Here is an 18,559-nt window from a genome sequence, read left to right as displayed (position 1 = left end):
TCAATGGAAATCCCGCGACGGCGGCAGGATACGGACATTGCGGGGATGACGGATCTTTTGCGCCGGATTATCCGGGTGGTCGCGGCGGTCGTCGTTGAGCGGTTCGATCAAGGCGGCTGCCGCGGGCAGCGCATGCTTCTGGCGCGGTATGTCTTCTGACAGATCGAGCAGATCGCGGGAGCGGTCGAACATTTTTTCGGCGACCAGATGCACGACCTTTTCAGGGCTGCTCTGGATAGTGCCCTCCACCAGAATCAATCGCGATCCCATCACTTCTTTACGAAAGCGCTCCATCACCTTGGGCCATACCACGACATTTGCGATGCCGGTTTCATCCTCCAGCGTCATGAAGACGACGCCCTTGGAACTGCCCGGACGCTGCCGCACCAGCACCACGCCCGCGCAGCGGACATATTGCTTGTCTCTGGCATCGGAAACCGATGAGCAGGCGATCACGCCCTCGCGCTCGAGCCTGGCGCGCAAAAACTCCATCGGGTGTCCCTTCAGCGACAGCCTGATCGTCTGATAGTCCGCGACCACGTGCTCCGACAGCGGCATCGACGGCAAAGGTTTTGCCTGCTCATCCGGCTGCTCGCGGGCGACAGCACTCTCGAACAGCGGCAGCGGCACGTCGTCCGGCAGCCGCCGCACAGCCCACAGCGCCGCGCGGCGGTCAAGCCCGATGGAACGAAACGCATCGGCATCCGCCAGCAGGGTCAGCGCGCGCTTGGGCAAGCCGGTATCGCGGGCAAAGTCCTCAAGCGAGGTAAAGGGGCGGCGATTTCGCGCGGCGACGATGCGGTCGGCCCAATCGTCTCCTTCCGCACTGTCATTCCGGGGCTCGCGAAGCGAGAGCTCGGAATCCATCGAGCCGCATTCGCGCAGAGGAATGGATTCCGGGCCTGCGCCTGACGGCGCATCCCGGAATGACAATACTGATGGAATCCACTCGCCCTGGAATGACAGGGTTGCCTCATTTGCGAACGATCCCTGCATCCGCTTCAGCCGCACTTCGTCCGGATCGTTCCACCTGAAGCCATCGATCTGACGGAAGCCGAGCCGTACAGCGCAATATTTTCCGTCCCCCTCCTCCAGCGTGTTCTGGGCAAAGCTGTGGGACACATCGATGTCGCGTACCTCGACGCCGTTCTTGCGGGCATCGCCGACGATCTGTGCGGGGGCATAAAAGCCCATCGGCTGCGAATTCAGAAGCCCGCAGCAGAACGCGTCGGGATGAAAGCACTTCAGCCAGGACGAGACATAAACGAGCTGCGCGAAGCTTGCCGCATGGCTCTCCGGAAAGCCGTAGGAACCAAAGCCCTTGATCTGCTCAAAACAGTTCTTCGCGAATTGCGGATCGTAGCCGCGCCGGATCATATTGCCGATCAGTTTCTCTTCGAAATTCCCGATGGTGCCGACATTGCGGAACGTCGCCATCGCGCGGCGCAATCCATTGGCTTCTTCGGATGTAAATCCCGCCGCCTCGATCGCGATCCGCATCGCCTGCTCCTGAAACAAGGGCACGCCGAGGGTCTTGTGCAGGACCTTGTAGAGTTCATCCGGAGGACCATACTCCGACGAAGGTGCCGGATAGTTTTCCTTCTCAATGCCGTTCCGCCGGCGCAGGTAAGGATGCACCATATCGCCCTGGATCGGTCCCGGCCGCACAATGGCAACTTCGATCACGAGATCGTAAAACTCCCGCGGCTTCAACCGCGGCAGCATGTTCATCTGCGCGCGGCTCTCGACCTGGAAGACACCGAGCGATTCGCCCCGGCACAGCATGTCGTAGACCGCCTTCTCTTCGGCGGGAATCGTCTCCAGCTTCCAACGCTCGCCCTTGTGAAGCGCGATCAGGTCGAAGCATTTACGGATGCAGGTCAGCATGCCCAGCGCCAGCACGTCGACCTTCATCATGTTCAGCGCGTCGACATCGTCCTTGTCCCATTCGATGAAGGTACGGTCCTCCATGGCGGCATTGCCGATCGGCACATAGGTGTCGAGCCGATCCTGTGTCAGAACGTAACCCCCGACATGTTGCGACAGGTGCCGCGGAAACTCGATCAGTTCGGTGGCGAGTTCGACCGCCAGCTCCACCATCGGGTTTTGCGGATCGAAGCCGGCCTGCTTGACCTGCATCTCGTTGAGGCCATCACCCCAGCTTCCCCACACAGTATCGGCGAGCGCCGCGGTCACATCCTCGGTCAGGCCCAGCACCTTGCCGACGTCGCGGATGGCGCTGCGCGGCCGGTAATGAATCACGGTCGCGATGATGGCCGCGCGGTGCCGGCCATAGCGCCGATAGACATATTGCATCACCTCTTCGCGCCGCGAATGTTCGAAATCGACGTCGATGTCCGGCGGTTCCAGCCGCTCCTTGGAAATGAAGCGTTCGAACAAGAGATCGACCTTGGTCGGATCGACGGAGGTGATGCCGAGCACGTAACACACGGCGGAATTCGCCGCCGATCCCCGCCCCTGACAGAGAATTTTCTGGCTGCGTGCATAACGAACGATGTCGTGCACAGTGAGGAAGTAAGGCGCGTATTTCAATTCGGCGATCAGAGCGAGCTCTTTGCGTAAAGTGACGCGCAACGCATCGTTGATCTTGCCGCCAAAATATTTTTGCACGCCCGCCCATGTCAGGTCTTCCAGATGCTGCTGGGCGGTCTTGCCGGGCGGCACCGGCTCGTCGGGATACTGGTATTTGAGCTGATCGAGCGAAAAGCTGATGCGCTCGGCAAACCGCATGGTCTCGGCAATCGCCTGCGGCGCGTCGCGAAACAGCCGTGCCATTTCCGCTGGTCCCTTGAGATGCCGTTCGGCATTGGCCTCGAGGCGCTTGCCCGCCGCCTCGATGGTCGTCTTTTCGCGGATACAGGTGAGGACATCCTGCAAGCGGCGGCGCGAGGCATCGTGGTAGAGGACTTCATTGGTCGCGAGTAACGGCGCATCGGCACGGTCAGCGACGAGCCGGAGCCGGGCCAGCCGCCGCCGGTCGTCGCCGCGATAGAGCAGGCTTGCCGCGAGCCACACGCCATCGGCCTGGCTTGACTGCAGCCGCTTCAGAAGATCATGGGCTTTCGTCTCGTCGAAACGATGCGGCGGCGCCAGCACGAGCAGCTGGCCTTGCGCAAACTCCAGGAGATCATCAAGCTTCAGATGGCATTCACCCTTGGGCGTATCCTTTCCCATTTTGCCACGGGTGAGCAGTTGGCATAGCCTGCCGTAGGCAGCACGATCGCGCGGATAGACCAAAATGTCCGGCGTGCCGTCGATGAAAACGATCCGCGCTCCGATCAGAAGCCTCGGTCGGTGCTTGATTTCCGGATTATCGAGTTCACTGTAAGCCCGCACCACGCCGGCGAGCGTGTTGTGGTCGGCGATGCCGATGATGGGAAGACGGAGAATTCCGGCCTGATGGACATAGGCCTGCGGGTGCGAGCCGCCGCGCAGGAACGAGAAGTTCGTGGTGATGCCGATTTCCGCGTAATTCATGCGAACAACCCATGCATGAACCAGTTGGGCGGCTGGGCCTTGCCTTCTTTCTGTTCGACCTCGTCAAACAGGCCGTCGCGATAGAGCCAGAACCGCAAGCCCTCTTCGTCCTCGACGCGGAAATAATCGCGCGTCAGCATCGCGCCCTGCGAACGCCACCACTCCATGGCGACGCGTTCGGGGCCCTCGACGCGCACCACGGCATGAGTGGCGCGGCGCCAGACAAACCGCGCCGGCGGACCGTCCGGCACCTCGGCAATCACCTTGATCTGCTCCGGCCGTTCGAACAGCCGCAAGGGCCGCAGCGGCGGCTCGCCCGCGACCCGCGCCGGCCAGGCGGCCTCGGTCGCGGCCGTCAGATGATGCTGAGCCGGCGCCGCCCACACCGCGCGCTCAGGGATATGAGTATCCTGCGGCAGGTGAACGACCACCCGCTTGCCGCCAATGCGCGCGGCGATGCGGTCGATCAGGGCCGAGAGTTCGTCCTGGTCATGCACATGGCTATCGAGATCGCGCTGCTCCTGCACGACGATTTCGGTGCGGCTGGCGTCCAGGCGAATGAGATCGAAGCCGAAACCGGGATCGAGCGGATCGTTTAAGGCCTCCAGCCGCTCGCGAAACAGCCGGTCGATCACCTCGCCCCGCGTGACGGGCTGCCCGGTATCGACGGTGATGGTGCGAACCGCGCCGTCGGTGCGGAAAAAACGAGCTTCCAGCCGCCGCGCGCCCTTGCCTTGCTTGCCCATCGCCACAACCAGCGTCCCGGCCAATCCCGACAAGGTTGCCGAGATCACCGCTTCGGTGGCGACCGGCTCGGCAAAACGTTTTTCCACGATGTATTCGGGCAGCGGCTTGCGTGGGCTGATCGGCATATCGCCAAGTCCCAGCGCCTGTTCCAGCAGCGCCGTAAAACGAGCACCAAACCTGGCGGTGATTTCGTGCCGTTCGCGCTCCGCTACATCGCCGATGGTTTTCAACCCGGCACGGCGCAGCCCCGTCACCACGGCCATATCCGCACCCAATGCCGATATCGGCAGCGGTCTCACCGCCTCGGCCTCCTCGTCGTCGCGAACGATCCGGCCATGGACATGACGGGTGAGCGTCCGGGCACAGACGGCCGTTCCGGCGATGGCGCCGCTGATTGTAAATCCCTGCGAGGTCAGGACACCGCACACCCGGTTCAGCATCGCCGCCTCGCCGCCAAACAGGTGCGCACAGCCGGTAATGTCGAGAAACAGGCCGTGCGGGGCATCGAGCGCCACCAAGGGGGTGAAGCGGTCGCACCAATCGGCGATGGCGTTCAGCGCCTCGGCATCGGCCGCCTCATCGGCATCATGGACCTGAACGTCGGGGCAGATGGCGCGGGCGTTCGCAAGCGGCAAGCCGATCGCGAGGCCGCAACGGGCGGCGGCATCGTTGAGGGCGGAAATCCGCAGCATGTTGTTTTCCCTGGCAACAACGATGCAGGCGTGGTCAGGCGGGGTAACCTGAGTTGACGCGCCGCCTTCACGCGTCCCGATAACCGCTTCGTACGAAAGCGCTTTTGATTGTTGTTGTGACGCACCTTCCTTACGCGAGCCGATACCCGCCCCGGATCGCGTCCGGGGCAGGTTTTCGCTTGAAAACGCTTTGCGCCTGATGCGGTCGGTAGGCAGGCGCGGCAGCCACAGGCTGAGGATACGCCGCCGGTTTTCCGAAAAGGCACTCATCACATTTCCATTCCATGATCCAGCGGCCGGTCGGGCCATGACGGTTGCGGACAAGCTGCGCCTCAAACAAAGGCGAGCCCCATGCACTCGATGGGTGCGAGGCCGGCGGTGAATGCGCCGCACGCACGATCCACCTGCTCTCGGCGGTCGAGGCCCTCGGCTCTGCTGCCATCCGCAGCACAAGGCCGGTCGCGCCCGAGGCTTGGGCGGCCAATGTCAGCCTGCGGCTGGCCACGAGATCGAGCTGCTTCACCTCGCCCCAAACCTCGAGCACGACCGCGCCCACTGCATCGCAGGCCAGCGCGTCGGCCGTCGTCCGCAACGCTTGATCGACGTCGGCAGCGCGAACGGTGACCAGCAGGCGCGGATCGAGACCGAGCTCGGACAATCCGTCCATCGAAACGGCGCCTGCTTCGACTTCCGTAAAATCCTGCCGGATCCACACCAGCGGGCGCCGCGCGGCCACGCGCCTTGCCAGGCCCGCGATAAAACCGGTCGCCGCCGCGGTCTGCCGTCCCGCTCCCGCAAACACCTCATGCACGGCGGCCAAAGCAAGCCCGCCTTGCAGGTGTGCATCGGCCTCGGCATGGCCGAGCGGCACCTTGCGCTGACAACACGCCGCACCCTGCGTCTCGATGCGTTCGATGCTGCCGCGCAAGGCCGCAAGAGTTCCTGCTGCGCTCATCACCATGATGCGCCGCGTCCTTCCGAGACTGATGTGGCCGCTTCCGATTTTTAAGAAGAACCAGAAGCTGGCTCATTTGTTCATGATATGTTCTAATTTAAAGCTAACAGGGATCGAAGAGTCAATTCGAATTGGCACTTCGATGATTCATCAACGGATTCAAAGGGATTCAATCATGGACGTGCAACGTAAGCTGGAAATCCTGGCCGATGCCGCCAAATACGACGCGTCCTGCGCCTCCTCCGGCACCGAGATGCGGGACTCCAGCGACGGCAAGGGCCTCGGCTCGACCGCGCCGGGCATGGGCATCTGCCATTCCTACGCGCCGGACGGCCGCTGCATCTCCCTGTTGAAGGTGCTGCTCACCAACGCCTGCAACTACGATTGCCTTTATTGCGTCAATCGCTCTTCCAGCAACGTGCCGCGCGCCCGCTTCACCATCGAGGAGGTGGTGAAGCTCACGCTCGATTTCTACCGCCGCAATTACATCGAGGGACTGTTTCTCTCCTCCGGCATCATCCGCAGCGCCGACTACACCATGGAGCAGGTGGTCCGCGTGGCGCGCAGCCTGCGCGAAGAACATCATTTCCGCGGCTACATTCATCTCAAGACCATTCCCGAAGCCGACGACGCGCTGATCACCGAAGCCGGCAAATATGCCGACCGCCTCAGCATCAATATCGAGGTCCCCGAAGAGAGAAGCCTCGCAAGGCTCGCACCGGAAAAGGACGTGCGCGCGATCCGCCGCACCATGGGCCGGCTTCGCTTGAAGCTCGAGGAAGCAAAGCCCGACGAGAAGGCGAAAACCAGGCCGTCGCGCTTTGCACCGGCCGGCCAGAGCACGCAGATGATCATCGGCGCCGACGCGGCAGACGACCAGACCATCCTCGCCACCAGCGCCAATCTCTATGGCGCCTATCGCCTCAAGCGCGTCTATTACTCCGCCTTCAGCCCAATCCCGGATGCAAGCCGCGCGCTTCCGCTGGCACCCCCTCCCCTGATGCGCGAGCACAGGCTTTACCAGGCCGACTGGCTGATGCGTTTCTACGGTTTCGAGGCCGGCGAGATCGTCGAAGGAAGCGGCTGGCTTCCGCTCGACATCGACCCGAAGCTCGCCTGGGCGCTGCGGCATCGCGACCGTTTCCCGCTCGACGTCGCCCGCGCCAGCCGCGAAGAACTATTGCGCGTGCCCGGCTTCGGCCGCAAAGCCGTCGACCGCATCATCGAGACGCGCCGCCTGGCGTCGATCCGCAGTGCCGATCTCGGCAGGCTTCATATTCCAAAGCAGAAGGCGCTGCCCTTCATCATTCTCAGCGACCATCGCCCCTCGCCTGCTTTGCTTGATGCCGCAAACCTCGCCCAGCGCTTCAAGCCGAAGGCGGCCCAGCTCAGGTTCGATTTCTAGATGAATTACGTAATCCTCGCGCACGAAACCGACTTCGACGGCTGGCGGCAGGCCGCCCGCACGCTCGTGCTCGACGGCGTCAGGCCGGAAGACGTGACGTGGAGCGTCAAAGGCGACGAAGAATTATTCGCTCCCGCTGATGCGGCATCACCCTCGCGCTTGCCGGCCGGGACATTCAACGTTCCGGCGAGGTTCATCGAGCTTGCCCGGATCGCCATCCTGCACCGCGACCGCGAACGGTTTGCGCTGCTTTATCGCCTGCTGTGGCGGTTGCGAGGCGACCACGATCTGCTGGATGTTGCGACCGATCCGGACGTGATCAGCATCACGGCGATGGCAAAGGCGGTCCGGCGCGACGAGCACAAGATGCACGCCTTCGTCCGCTTCCGCGAGATCGGGCGCGAACGTGAGGCCCGCTATGTCGCCTGGTTCGAACCGGAACATCACATCGTCGGGCTGGCGGCTCCGTTCTTTGCGCGCCGCTTTGCCGACATGCCATGGTCGATCCTGACGCCTGATCTCTGCGCTCATTGGGACGGCTTTGCAGTTTCATTCACGCCGGGCGTCGGCAAGGCCGAAGCGCCAAGCTCCGATCGGCTGGAAGAGACCTGGCGGCGCTACTACGCCACGATCTTCAATCCTGCCCGGCTGAAGGTGAAGGCGATGCAGACCGAAATGCCCAAGAAGTACTGGAGGAACCTGCCGGAGGCCTCGATGATTAAACCCCTGATCGCTGGCGCGGCCCATAGCGCCGATGCCATGATCGCCAACGCCGCAACCGAGCCGCACAAGGCGCAACGGCGGCTGGAAGAGCCGATGAGACGCAAGACTGCCACTGCAGCCGACAACCTTGAGACCTTGCGCGAGGAAGCCGCCGGTTGCCGCGCCTGCCCGCTATGGAAGGACGCGACGCAGACCGTGTTTGGCGAAGGTCCGTCTCACGCGCCGATCATGCTGGTCGGGGAGCAGCCCGGCGACAAGGAAGACCTCGCCGGAAAGCCGTTCGTCGGCCCGGCAGGACAGATGCTCGATCGCGCGTTGATCGAAGCCGGCATCGAACGCAAGCAGGTCTACGTCACCAACGCGGTCAAGCATTTCAAATTCGTCCCACGCGGAAAAATCCGCCTGCACCAGAAGCCGTCGACGGCGGAGATCAAGGCCTGCCGGCCGTGGTATGAACGCGAAAAGGCCGCGATCAAACCGGTCCTAGTGGTCGCGATGGGCGCCACGGCAGCGCAGGGCGTGCTCGGCAGGATCACGCCGATCAACAAGAACCGCGGCCACCTCATCGATCTTGACGACAAAACCAAGGCGCTGGTGACGGTGCATCCGTCCTACTTGCTTCGCCTGCCGGACGCGGACGCCAAAGCGCGGGAGTACGAGCGCTTTGTCGACGACCTGAAGATGGCTGCGGCTTTCTTACGGAAGTCAGCCCGCGCGGCGTGATCAACCGGCGCGATGCCGGCTCCGGGGGAAGGGAAAGCTGCCGTTGTTCCTATCTGCTGCGCGGCAATGAATAACCGGACCACTCGCTTGCGATTTCCTGTCAGCGATCTCAGCAAGATCGGCGGCATTCTTTGCAGCAAGCCTGAATAAGCTTGCAGCTGTCATCCAGCCTTCAAATCCATCGGTCATTGATGAGCGCTCACCGTACTAGTGCGGCGAATTTGAAGTTCCTGTCAGTCGCTGCACGTTCGTTGCAGGACCTTCAAATTCAAAGCCGCACTAGAATCAACGAGTTGCTAGAGCTCCTTTGATTCCGAAGTTCGCATCAGAGGTTGCTGCGATATCTCGCGAACTTCCGAATCGGAGCTCGTCGTCATGACCGATATTGCACTTAGTGAAGGCATCGAGGGCGGCCCGGTCGAGCCTGCGGCAAGACCCAATCTCGACAAGGGCTTCAACCCGCTGACGATGATCATTTTCTTCGGCATCCTGGCTGCCGGACTGCTGTTTGTCTCCTACAGCATTTATTCCGACGTTGATGCCACCGGCGCCAAAATAACGAATTATCTGCCCTACCTGCTTTTGATGGTGGCGCTGCTGATCGCGCTGGGCTTCGAATTCGTCAACGGCTTTCACGATACCGCCAACGCAGTCGCGACCGTGATCTACACCCACTCGCTTCCGGCCGAATTCGCCGTGATGTGGTCCGGATTCTTCAATTTCCTCGGCGTGTTGGTATCGTCCGGCGCGGTCGCGTTCGGCATCGTCTCGCTCCTGCCGGTCGAGCTCATTCTTCAGGTCGGAAGCAGCGCCGGTTTCGCGATGGTCTTTGCGCTGTTGATCGCCGCGATCATCTGGAATCTCAGTACCTGGTATTTCGGCCTTCCCGCCTCCAGCTCACACACGCTAGTCGGTTCGATCATCGGCGTCGGCATTACCAATGCGCTCATGCGCGGCCGTGACGGCACCTCGGGCGTCGACTGGAGCAAGGCCGTCGAAATCGGCTATGCGCTCCTGGTTTCGCCGGTCGTCGGCTTCATCTGCGCCGCGGTTCTGCTGATGCTTCTGCGGGTGTTCGTTCGCAGTCCCGCGCTTTACGCCGCTCCCGAAGGCAACAAGGTGCCGCCGCTGTGGATCCGCGGCCTCCTGATCCTGACCTGCACAGGCGTGAGCTTTGCCCACGGCTCCAACGACGGCCAGAAGGGCATGGGCCTGATCATGCTGATCCTGATCGGCACGGTGCCCACCGCCTACGCGCTCAACCGTGCCCTGCCGGATTCGGAGCTCGCGATTTTCGAGAAGGCCTCGTCCGCGGCCTCCAATGTGATCGCCGCCAAGGGCGCCGGTTACAGCATTATCGGCGATCCGCGTCCAGCCGTGACGCAGTACGTTTCGGAGCACCAGATCGCCGAAGGCACCTATCCTTCGCTCTCGGTTCTGGTGAAGGACATCGCTGATCAGGTTCAGAAGTACGGTGCGCTGAACAAAGTGCCCTCGCAGCTCGTCGGCAACACCCGCAACGACATGTACCTGACGTCGGAAGCGATCCGCTTCCTGATGAAGGACAAGGCGAACGAGCTGAGCACGCAAGAGGTCGCCACCCTGAAGGCCTACAAGGGCGAACTGGACGCCGCCACCAAGTTCATTCCGAATTGGGTGAAAATCGCGGTCGCGCTGGCTCTCGGCCTGGGCACCATGATAGGCTGGAAACGGATCGTGGTGACGGTCGGCGAGAAGATCGGCAAGACCCACCTGACTTACGCGCAAGGCGCCTCTGCCGAACTGGTTGCCGCTGCTACCATCTTCGCGGCCGACAACTTCGGTCTGCCGGTCTCCACCACGCACGTGCTGTCATCCGGCGTCGCCGGCGCCATGGCCGCCAACGGGTCCGGGCTGCAGGTTGCAACCATCCGCAACATGGTAATGGCCTGGATGCTGACGCTGCCCGCCGCGATCCTGCTCTCGGGCACGCTCTACTTCATCTTCTCCCGGATCTTCTGATCCAAAGACTACCAAGCAAAAAAGAAGAGGCCCGCGTCAAACGCGGGCCTCTTTTCTTTGACGGTCCTGGTCTGTCACGCCGCCAGCGCGGTCTCGACCAGCTTGATCCAATACGACGTGCCATAGACGATCGCTTCGTCGTTGAAGTTATAGGCGGGATGATGCAGCCCGGCGCTGTCGCCGTTGCCGCAGAAGATAAACGCGCCCGGCCGCTTCTCCAGCATGAAGGCGAAGTCCTCTCCGCCCATCATCGGCGGCATCTCCTGCACGTTGCCGCTTCCTGCAATCTCCTTCGCCACACCGATCGCAAAATCCGTCTGCGCCGTGTGATTGACCACGACCGGATATCCGGGCTCGTACTCGAGGTCTATCTTGGCGCCCGTGATCTGCGCGACGCCTTCCACCACTTCGCGGACGCGTTTTCCCACCAGCGCGCGAACTTCCGGCGTCAGCGTGCGAACGGTGCCCCTGATCTCGGCGGTCTGCGGAATCACGTTGCGGGCGTTGCCGGCATGAAATTCGCACATCGAGACCACAGCGGCTTCGAGCGGATCGACGCTGCGCGACACGATGGACTGCAACGCGGTAATGAGTTGGGCGCCGACCATGACGGAATCGATCGATAAATGCGGGCGCGCCGCGTGTCCGCCGCGTCCCTCGATATGGATGTTGACGGCATCGGTCGATGCCATGATCGGACCAGGCCGGATCGCGAAGGACCCGACCGGGATTCCCGGACCATTATGCATGCCGTAAACCTGATCGATGGCGAAGCGGTCGAACAGGCCGTCCTTGATCATGGCCGCCGCGCCGAAGCCGCCCTCTTCCGCCGGCTGGAAGATCACGACAGCGTCGCCGGCGAAATTCCTCGTCTCGGCCAGATAGCGCGCGGCGCCCAGAAGCATCGCGGTATGCCCGTCATGGCCGCAGGCGTGCATCTTGCCGGCAGTCTTCGAAGCGTAGGGCAATCCGGTCGCCTCCTCGATCGGAAGCGCATCCATGTCGGCGCGGAGCCCGATCGTCCTGACGTCCCCCTTGCCGCCTGGCTTGCGTCCCTTGATCAGGCCGACGACGCCGGTCCCGCCGAGCCCGGTTACGACTTCATCGCAGCCGAACTGACGAAGCCGCTCGGCCACCAAGGCCGACGTCCGGCTCTCCTGATATCCCAGTTCAGGATGTTCATGGATGTCGCGGCGCCAGGCCTGAATTTCGGGTTGCAGATCGGCCGCGCGGTTGACAATGGGCATGGGGAAACTCGGTTTTGAATGCTTGATCAACGCCTTATCTAGCACACAAGCGCGGCGGATTTGAAGTTCCTGGGCTCCTTATGATTCCGAGGTTCACGCCAGAGGTCGCTCGAAGCCCTTGCGAACTTCGGAATCGGAGCCTCCGGGGGCGGGGCCCCCAAGACCTCCGGACGATTGACAAAAACCCTGTCGCCGGACTTTCTCGTATCTCACCAGTCAGCACGGAATACCAGGATGGCCACGCGGCTCGAGGGAGACTTCGACTACATCATCGTCGGCGCCGGCACCGCCGGGTGCATCGTCGCCAATCGCCTGTCGGCCGATCCGCGCAACCGCGTGCTGATCCTGGAAGCCGGCGGGAGCGACAACTGGATCTGGTTTCACATCCCGGTCGGTTATCTCTTCGCCATCGGCAATCCGCGATCCGACTGGATGTTCCGGACCGAGGCCGAGCCAGGTCTCAACGGCCGCTCGCTGGCCTATCCCCGCGGGAAGGTGATCGGCGGCTCGTCGGCGATCAATGCCATGATCTCGATGCGCGGACAGGCGGCCGACTACGATCACTGGCGCCAGCTTGGTCTCGCCGGCTGGGGTTATGACGACGTTCTGCCGGCCTTTCGGCGCCTGGAGGATCATTTTCTCGGCGAGAGCGAGCATCACGGCGTCGGCGGCGGCTGGCGTATCGAAGCGCCGCGGCTCTCATGGGCCGTTCTCGACGCGGTGGCCGAAGCCGCGCAGCAAATGGGCATCAGGAAAATCCCGGATTTCAACACCGGCGACAATGAAGGCGTCGGCTATTTCCATGTCAACCAGAAGCGCGGACGCCGCTGGTCGTCGGCCCGCGGCTTTCTCAAGCCGGCCTTGAAGCGCGCCAACCTGCGGCTGGAGAAGAACGTGCTGGTTGATCGGCTCATCGTCGAGAACAACTGTGCCGTGGGTGTGCTGTTTTCCAGAGACGGACAGCTCTTCGAAGCCCGCAGCAAAGGCGAGATCATTCTCTGCGCCGGTTCGATCGGCTCGACCCAGGTGCTGCATCGCTCCGGCATCGGGCCGGCGGAATGGCTGGCCCCGCTTGGTATCACGAGCGTCCTCGACCGGCCCGGCGTCGGTCGCAACCTGCAAGACCATCTCCAGCAGCGTGCGATCTACAAGGTCTCCGGCGTGCGCACCCTGAACGAGACCTATTACTCCTATGTGCGGCGCGGCTTGATGGGACTCGACTACGCCTTCCGGCGGCGCGGCCCGCTGACCATGGCGCCCTCCCAACTCGGGATTTTTACCCGCTCCGATCCCCGCCGTGACCGCGCCAACATCCAGTTCCACGTCCAGCCGCTCTCGCTCGACAAGTTCGGCGACCCCCTGCACCGATTTGCCGCGATCACCGTCAGTGCCTGCAACCTGCAGCCAACGTCGCGCGGCACGGTGCGGATCAGATCGGCCATTCCCGATCAGGCGCCTTCGATCGCGCCAAATTATCTGTCGACCGACGAGGATCGACAGGTTGCCGCCGACGCCATCCGCACGACGCGGCGACTGATGAAGCAGCCGGCGCTTGCGGCCTATCGTCCGGAGGAGTTTTTGCCGGGTCCCTTGGTCGGCGACGACGAGTCGTCGCTGGCCAAGGCAGCCGGCGATATCGGCACCACGATTTTTCACCCGGTCGGAACGGCAAAGATGGGAACCGAAAGCGATCCGCTCGCGGTGGTCGACGAGCGCCTGCGCTTTCGCGGGCTGGCGGGGCTGCGGGTCGCGGATGCGTCCGTGATGCCGACGATCACGTCAGGCAATACCAATACGCCGACGGCGATGATTGCCGAAAAAGCAGCGACGATGATCCTGGCGGATTCGCGCTGATCCCGCGCGATTCGCGAATCCGATTTAGGCGGACTTGCGAACCGCGTTGTCGACCAGCGTCTTGCCGAGCGACCAGATTGCGCCGGGAACCTTGTGGCTCGAGGCAATCACCGAATCGAATGCCCGCTCGATCCAGGCGCAATCTTCTTCGGTGACGGTGAGCGGCGGCAACAGCTTGATGGTGTGGCTGCCATGCCCTGACACCTGAGTCAGGATCTTGTGGTCCTTGAACAGCGGCACGGTGATCAGCTGACAGAACAAGCCTTCCTTGGCGGTCTCCAGCACGTTCCAGGAAGCTTTCAGGCGGAGCGATTTCGGCGCACCGAACTCAAGCCCAATCATCAATCCCTTGCCGCGCACGTCCTTCAGCAGTTCATATCCGGGGACCATCCGGTTGAGTGCGAGCCTGAGCTCCGCGCCGCGCTTGGCGGCAGCCTCGACCAGCTTTTCCGACTTGATGACTTCGAGCGTGGCGATACCGGCGGCCATCGCCAGATCGTTCTTCGCAAACGTCGAACCGTGCACGACCGCACGATCCATCTGATTGAATATCTTGTCGAAGATATGCTTGCGCGTGAGAACCGCGCCAACCGGAACATGACCTCCCGACAGCGCCTTCGACAAAAGAACCATGTCCGGTTCGACGTTCCAGTGCTCGATCGCAAGGAAACGGCCGGTCCTGCCCATTCCGGTCTGGATCTCGTCGGCAACCATCAGCGTGCCGTACTTGCGGCACAGCGCAGCCGCGCCGGGCAAGAACTCGTCGGTGGGCATGTTGACGCCCTTGCCCTGGATCGGCTCGACGATGAAAGCCGCCACTTCGCGCGACGACAGGGCCTGCTCGAGCGCTGCGAGATCGTTGAACGGGACGGACGTACAGCCCGGCAGCAGCGGCTGGAACCCACCCCGAAAATTCGGATCATCGGTCAGCGACAACGCACCATAAGTCAGACCATGATAGCCGTGGGAGCAGTAGACGATGCCGGGCCGGCCGGTGGCGCCACGGGCGAACTTGATCGCCGCCTCGACGCACTCCGCACCCGAATTGGCGAAAAACACCTTGTCCAGATATGGCACATATTTGAGCAACCGCTCGGCCAGCACGCCGGCAAGCGTCGAGACGTCGAGCTGCACGAGGTTGGGCAGGTCGGCGTCGAGGACGCTTTTGAGCGCCTGCCGCAAGACTGGATGATTCCGGCCAATCGCAAAAACGCCAAAACCGCTCAATAGATCGAGGTAACGGGCGCCTTCGCGATCGTACAGGTATTGGCCTTCACCCTTCTGGAAACCGACATCGTAGCCGATCGTCTTGAGAACCCGAACGAGCTGTTCGTTCAAGTGGCGGGCGTGCATGGAGCTGCGTTGCCCCTGCCGTTCCACAAAAATCTCAGAAACGTCTAGATTGGGATATGTCATCAGCTAAATACTTCGATTGGGGCCCATTCCGTCAACTGAAAACGTCCTGTGCGTCGTTTTGCCATCAAAACGTCCTATGCGGCGTTTTGCCATCCACGATGATTGCTTTAAGCATAGGCTACACCATGCTGCACCGCCAACGAGAGATTATGCGCACGACTATTTTTTTGGGAGCGTTAACCGCGATGACAACGGTCTCCGCACTGGCGGCCGATCCGACGGGAGACTGGCGCGTGGCGGACGGCGTCGCCCACATCCGCGTGGCGGAGTGCAATGGCAGTGTGTGGGGAGCGGTCATCTGGGAGAAGGAGCCTGGCGGCCTCGACGTGCACAACCCCGATGCCTCCAAGAGGAGCAGACCGACCCTGGGCATCCCGATTCTGATCGATATGAAGAAGAAGCCCGGAGCTGATCAGTGGGAGGGCGAGGTCTACAATGCCAACGACGGAAAAACCTATAGTTCGACCATCAAGCCCATCGGCTCCGACAAGCTGGAAATTCAGGGCTGCGTGCTGGGCTTCCTGTGCGGCGGCGAGACATGGACCCGTATCGCCGGACCGATTCCGCCGAGCAATGCCGGTAGTGTAGCAAAGGCTTCAAAGACCGCGGTAGCCCCCAAAACTACGGGCGCTACCGATTCGTCGGTCAGAGGACAGAGGCCGGCGGCGAGCGCCGACCCGGTGGGCGACATCTGCCTAATTCCCGACATTGCGCGGTTTGCCCATTAGCGCGGGCTGAAACAGCAGCACGGCTGCAAGCGTCGTGACGAGCGACAGCGCCAACAGCTTGCCCATGCTTGCCGTTCCCGGGTGGCTCGACAGCCACAGGCTGCCGAACGCGGTGGCCGTCGTCATGGCGCTGAAGAAGATGGCACGCGTCAGGCTCGATTGCAGCAGATTCGTCCTCCCTGCCCGCCACGCCGTCACATAGTAGATCTTGAAGGCGACGCCGACGCCGAGCAGCAAGGGCAGCGCGACGATATTGGCGAAGTTGAGCGGCAGGTCGATCAGGACGCAGATCTCGAGCGTCACCGCGCCGGCCACCAGCAGCGGCACCAACGTCATCAGCACGTCGGTGATTCGCCGCAGCGTGATCCACAGCAACAGGCTGATCGCGACCAAGGCCCAGAAGCCTGCGTGAATGAAGGCTTTGACGATGGTGTCGCCGGATTTGAGAATCGAGACCGGTCCGCCGATTGCCGTCGGCTCGGCGGCGAGCACGGCGGCGGCAAACCTGCGCAGGGTGTCATTATCGTTGGGATCGCCGCGCGGCTCGGCCTCGACGCGCATCAGTCCGTCCTTGGTCTTCCAGGCCTGCACGAGATCGGGCGGCAGGCTGTTCAGCGTGACGGGCCCGGCGCGCAGCGCCTTTCTGAGCTGATCGAGCACGACCTTCAGCGGGGTCACGAAAATGGCCTGCACTTTTTCGCGCGTCGCCTCATTCGAATCGGCAAGCTTGTCCAGATCGTCGGCCAGCCGCCGCGAGGCTACCGCGCCCGGCCCTTTCGCATCGCCTGCCGTCTTGCGCAGGCTTGCCGCCGATCCCTTCAAATCGGAGACGTTTTCGGTATCGGACGGCGGTTCGTCGATGGAGTCGGGATTAAGCGCCGGGTTGAGGATTTTCGCACCCTGCGCGATCAGCTTCAGCTTTTCCGGCTGGTCTTGCGGCACGAAACTGTCGAGCGACATCACCCGCAGCACTTCGGGCAACCTGGACAGCTTCTCTTCGATTTTTTTCGCGTCGGCTTCCGAGTGGGTCATCACGTTGATGGCATTAGCGCCGGTGTTCGGATCTTTTCTCAAGTCGAGAAACGTCGCGATCGATTCCGCATTGGGATTGCGCAAATGCATCGGGTTGAAGTCGAAGTGAAGGAAGTAAAGCAGCGGCAGACCGGCAGCCGCAACCAGCAGGGTGCCCGCGACAATGATCACCCGATGATCTTCGAGAAAGCGATCGAGCGGTGCGAGGAAGGCATAGCCGACCGGCTCGTCCTCACCGGGTGGGTTCAAAAGACTGAGCAGCGCCGGCAATACCGTGATGCTCGAGAAGAACGCGACGAGCATGCCGACGCCAGCGATCTCGCCAAGCTCGGACACGCCTTTATAGTCGGTCGGCAGAAACGACATGAACCCCGCTGCCGTGGCCATGGCCGCGAGCGAGAGAGGCACGGCGGAATATTCGGCCGCCTTGGCCAGCGCGGTCTTCAGATCGTTGCTCTTGAATCGCTCCGAACGGTAGCGAACACTGAACTGGATGCCAAAATCCACCCCCAATCCAATAAACAGCACCGCAAACGCAATCGAGAGCAGGTTGAGCGAGCCGACCATCTTGAGGCCGATCGCGGTGGTGATCACAAGGCCGATGGCCAGATTGGCGAACACCGCCGAGATGATCTTTGCCGAATGCAGGGCCAGCCAGAGGATGAACAGCACGACCACGACAGTGCCTACGCCGTTCACGACCGCGCCGTCGGCTACGGTCCCGAATTCCTCATTGGCAATCGGCACCGGTCCAGTCAGCCTGACCCGCGCACCATATTGGCCCTCGAGGTTGAGATCGGCCGCAGCGTGCCGAATCGCGTCGGTCGCCGCCTTGCCAGGTTCGAGCGCATTGAAATCCAGGATCGGCTTGAACTCGATGAAGCCGCGGCGGTCGGCGTCGGTCAGGGGCTTGTCGCTGACAAGCTGGCGCCAGGAAAAGGCCGCGTTGCCGTTTTTCAGCACATCCTCGATCGTCTGGGAGATCTGATTGAGAGGACGTTCGGTGCTGTCGAGCTTGATCTGGCCGCGCCTGACACCCGCCAGCACGGTTTCCAGCGCGCCGGTCAGCCCGCGCAGCGACGGATCTCCAGCCATGATCTCGATCAGCGGAGCCGCCTGTTCAAACTGCCCGGTGAGCTGGGCGACCTCCTCCTTGGGCAGGAACAGGAACGCGTTCTTTTCAAAAAACTCGCCCGAACCGAGCGATTCCACCGCCTCAAAATGCTGCTTGTCTCCGGCGAGCTTGTGATAGAGCGCCGACGTCGCCGCGGTCATCGCTTCCGGCGTTGGCGCCTCCACCACGGCCAGGATCATTCGCTCGCGGTCGAAGGCATTTTCGAACTGAATGTCGCGTTTGCGCCAGTCCAGGTTGGAAGAAATCAGGGTGTTGATGTCGGTATTGATTTCAAAATGTTTGGCGGCATAGACGCCGGCGCCAACCGCAAGGGCGAGGGCTATCAGGACGGTCGTGACAGCAAATCGCGTGCAGGTCGTAACAATTGAAACAACTATCTTGGTAAGCACTTCGTCTCTTTCTG

11 protein-coding genes are annotated in these 18,559 nt (G+C 62.2%); 5 read left to right on the top strand and 6 right to left on the bottom strand.

What is annotated here, in order from left to right; all coding sequences use genetic code 11:
- The 3 genes from NEZ08_RS03830 to NEZ08_RS03820 form a co-directional block, all read right to left on the bottom strand.
- Positions 1-3,498 (bottom strand): error-prone DNA polymerase, encoded by a 3,498-nt coding sequence (locus NEZ08_RS03830; RefSeq protein WP_298103717.1) that lies wholly within the window; start codon positions 3,496-3,498, stop codon positions 1-3.
- Entirely contained in the window at positions 3,495-4,961 is a 1,467-nt protein-coding gene (locus tag NEZ08_RS03825) for a DUF6504 family protein (RefSeq protein ID WP_298103732.1), read from the bottom strand. Before NEZ08_RS03825 ends, NEZ08_RS03830 begins: the two co-directional genes overlap by 4 nt.
- Before the next feature lie 106 nt (positions 4,962-5,067).
- A complete protein-coding gene (locus NEZ08_RS03820) occupies positions 5,068-5,892 on the bottom strand; it encodes a DNA repair protein (protein WP_298103712.1) in 825 nt (274 codons plus the stop codon).
- 175 nt (positions 5,893-6,067) lie between these two features.
- Between NEZ08_RS03820 and NEZ08_RS03815 the strand changes: the two genes are divergently transcribed.
- The 3 genes from NEZ08_RS03815 (at position 6,068) to NEZ08_RS03805 (ending at position 10,744) form a co-directional block, all read left to right on the top strand.
- Positions 6,068-7,297, top strand: a complete 1,230-nt coding sequence (locus NEZ08_RS03815; protein WP_298103710.1) for a putative DNA modification/repair radical SAM protein — start codon at positions 6,068-6,070, stop codon at positions 7,295-7,297.
- Complete coding sequence (locus NEZ08_RS03810; RefSeq protein WP_298103707.1) at positions 7,298-8,743, top strand: UdgX family uracil-DNA binding protein; 1,446 nt, start codon at positions 7,298-7,300, stop codon at positions 8,741-8,743.
- Between the two features lie 375 nt (positions 8,744-9,118).
- Positions 9,119-10,744, top strand: coding sequence for an inorganic phosphate transporter (locus NEZ08_RS03805; RefSeq protein ID WP_298103704.1), 1,626 nt, complete (start codon positions 9,119-9,121; stop codon positions 10,742-10,744).
- A gap of 74 nt (positions 10,745-10,818) precedes the next feature.
- On the opposite strand, the gene NEZ08_RS03800 is transcribed toward NEZ08_RS03805, so the two are convergent.
- Positions 10,819-11,991, bottom strand: coding sequence for a M20 aminoacylase family protein (locus tag NEZ08_RS03800; RefSeq protein ID WP_298103701.1), 1,173 nt, complete (start codon positions 11,989-11,991; stop codon positions 10,819-10,821).
- A 234-nt stretch (positions 11,992-12,225) separates the two neighbouring features.
- On the opposite strand from NEZ08_RS03800, the gene NEZ08_RS03795 reads away from it, so the two are divergent.
- On the top strand, positions 12,226-13,845 hold the full coding sequence (locus NEZ08_RS03795; RefSeq protein ID WP_298103699.1) for a GMC family oxidoreductase: 1,620 nt from the start codon (positions 12,226-12,228) through the stop codon (positions 13,843-13,845).
- Between the two features lie 24 nt (positions 13,846-13,869).
- Here NEZ08_RS03795 and hpnO read toward each other — a convergent pair whose 3' ends face one another.
- Complete coding sequence (hpnO, locus tag NEZ08_RS03790) at positions 13,870-15,261, bottom strand: aminobacteriohopanetriol synthase HpnO (protein ID WP_298103696.1); 1,392 nt, start codon at positions 15,259-15,261, stop codon at positions 13,870-13,872.
- Positions 15,262-15,410: 149 nt separating this feature from the next.
- Between hpnO and NEZ08_RS03785 the strand changes: the two genes are divergently transcribed.
- Positions 15,411-15,989, top strand: a complete 579-nt coding sequence (locus NEZ08_RS03785) for a DUF2147 domain-containing protein (protein WP_298103729.1) — start codon at positions 15,411-15,413, stop codon at positions 15,987-15,989.
- Here NEZ08_RS03785 and NEZ08_RS03780 read toward each other — a convergent pair.
- Positions 15,957-18,545 (bottom strand): MMPL family transporter, encoded by a 2,589-nt coding sequence (locus NEZ08_RS03780; RefSeq protein WP_298103693.1) that lies wholly within the window; start codon positions 18,543-18,545, stop codon positions 15,957-15,959. The genes NEZ08_RS03785 and NEZ08_RS03780 overlap by 33 nt on opposite strands.
- Positions 18,546-18,559: the final 14 nt, after the last annotated feature.

The sequence above is a fragment of the Bradyrhizobium sp. genome, assembly GCF_027451485.1.
In the GTDB taxonomy this organism is placed as follows: Bacteria; Pseudomonadota; Alphaproteobacteria; order Rhizobiales; family Xanthobacteraceae; genus Bradyrhizobium.
Note: the sequence above shows the minus strand (reverse complement) of the source record. Positions and strands in the feature narration are given on the sequence as shown.

Excerpts from the sequence above, each read along its gene's own strand:
- NEZ08_RS03815 (WP_298103710.1), top strand. The coding sequence starts at position 6,068 with ATGGACGTGCAACGTAAGCTGGAAATCCTGGCCGATGCCGCCAAATAC.
- NEZ08_RS03785 (WP_298103729.1), top strand. The coding sequence starts at position 15,411 with ATGCGCACGACTATTTTTTTGGGAGCGTTAACCGCGATGACAACGGTC.
- NEZ08_RS03820 (WP_298103712.1), bottom strand. The coding sequence starts at position 5,892 with ATGAGCGCAGCAGGAACTCTTGCGGCCTTGCGCGGCAGCATCGAACGC.
- NEZ08_RS03830 (WP_298103717.1), bottom strand. The coding sequence starts at position 3,498 with ATGAATTACGCGGAAATCGGCATCACCACGAACTTCTCGTTCCTGCGC.
- NEZ08_RS03805 (WP_298103704.1), top strand. The coding sequence starts at position 9,119 with ATGACCGATATTGCACTTAGTGAAGGCATCGAGGGCGGCCCGGTCGAG.
- hpnO (WP_298103696.1), bottom strand. The coding sequence starts at position 15,261 with ATGACATATCCCAATCTAGACGTTTCTGAGATTTTTGTGGAACGGCAG.
- NEZ08_RS03795 (WP_298103699.1), top strand. The coding sequence starts at position 12,226 with ATGGCCACGCGGCTCGAGGGAGACTTCGACTACATCATCGTCGGCGCC.
- NEZ08_RS03800 (WP_298103701.1), bottom strand. The coding sequence starts at position 11,991 with ATGCCCATTGTCAACCGCGCGGCCGATCTGCAACCCGAAATTCAGGCC.
- NEZ08_RS03810 (WP_298103707.1), top strand. The coding sequence starts at position 7,298 with ATGAATTACGTAATCCTCGCGCACGAAACCGACTTCGACGGCTGGCGG.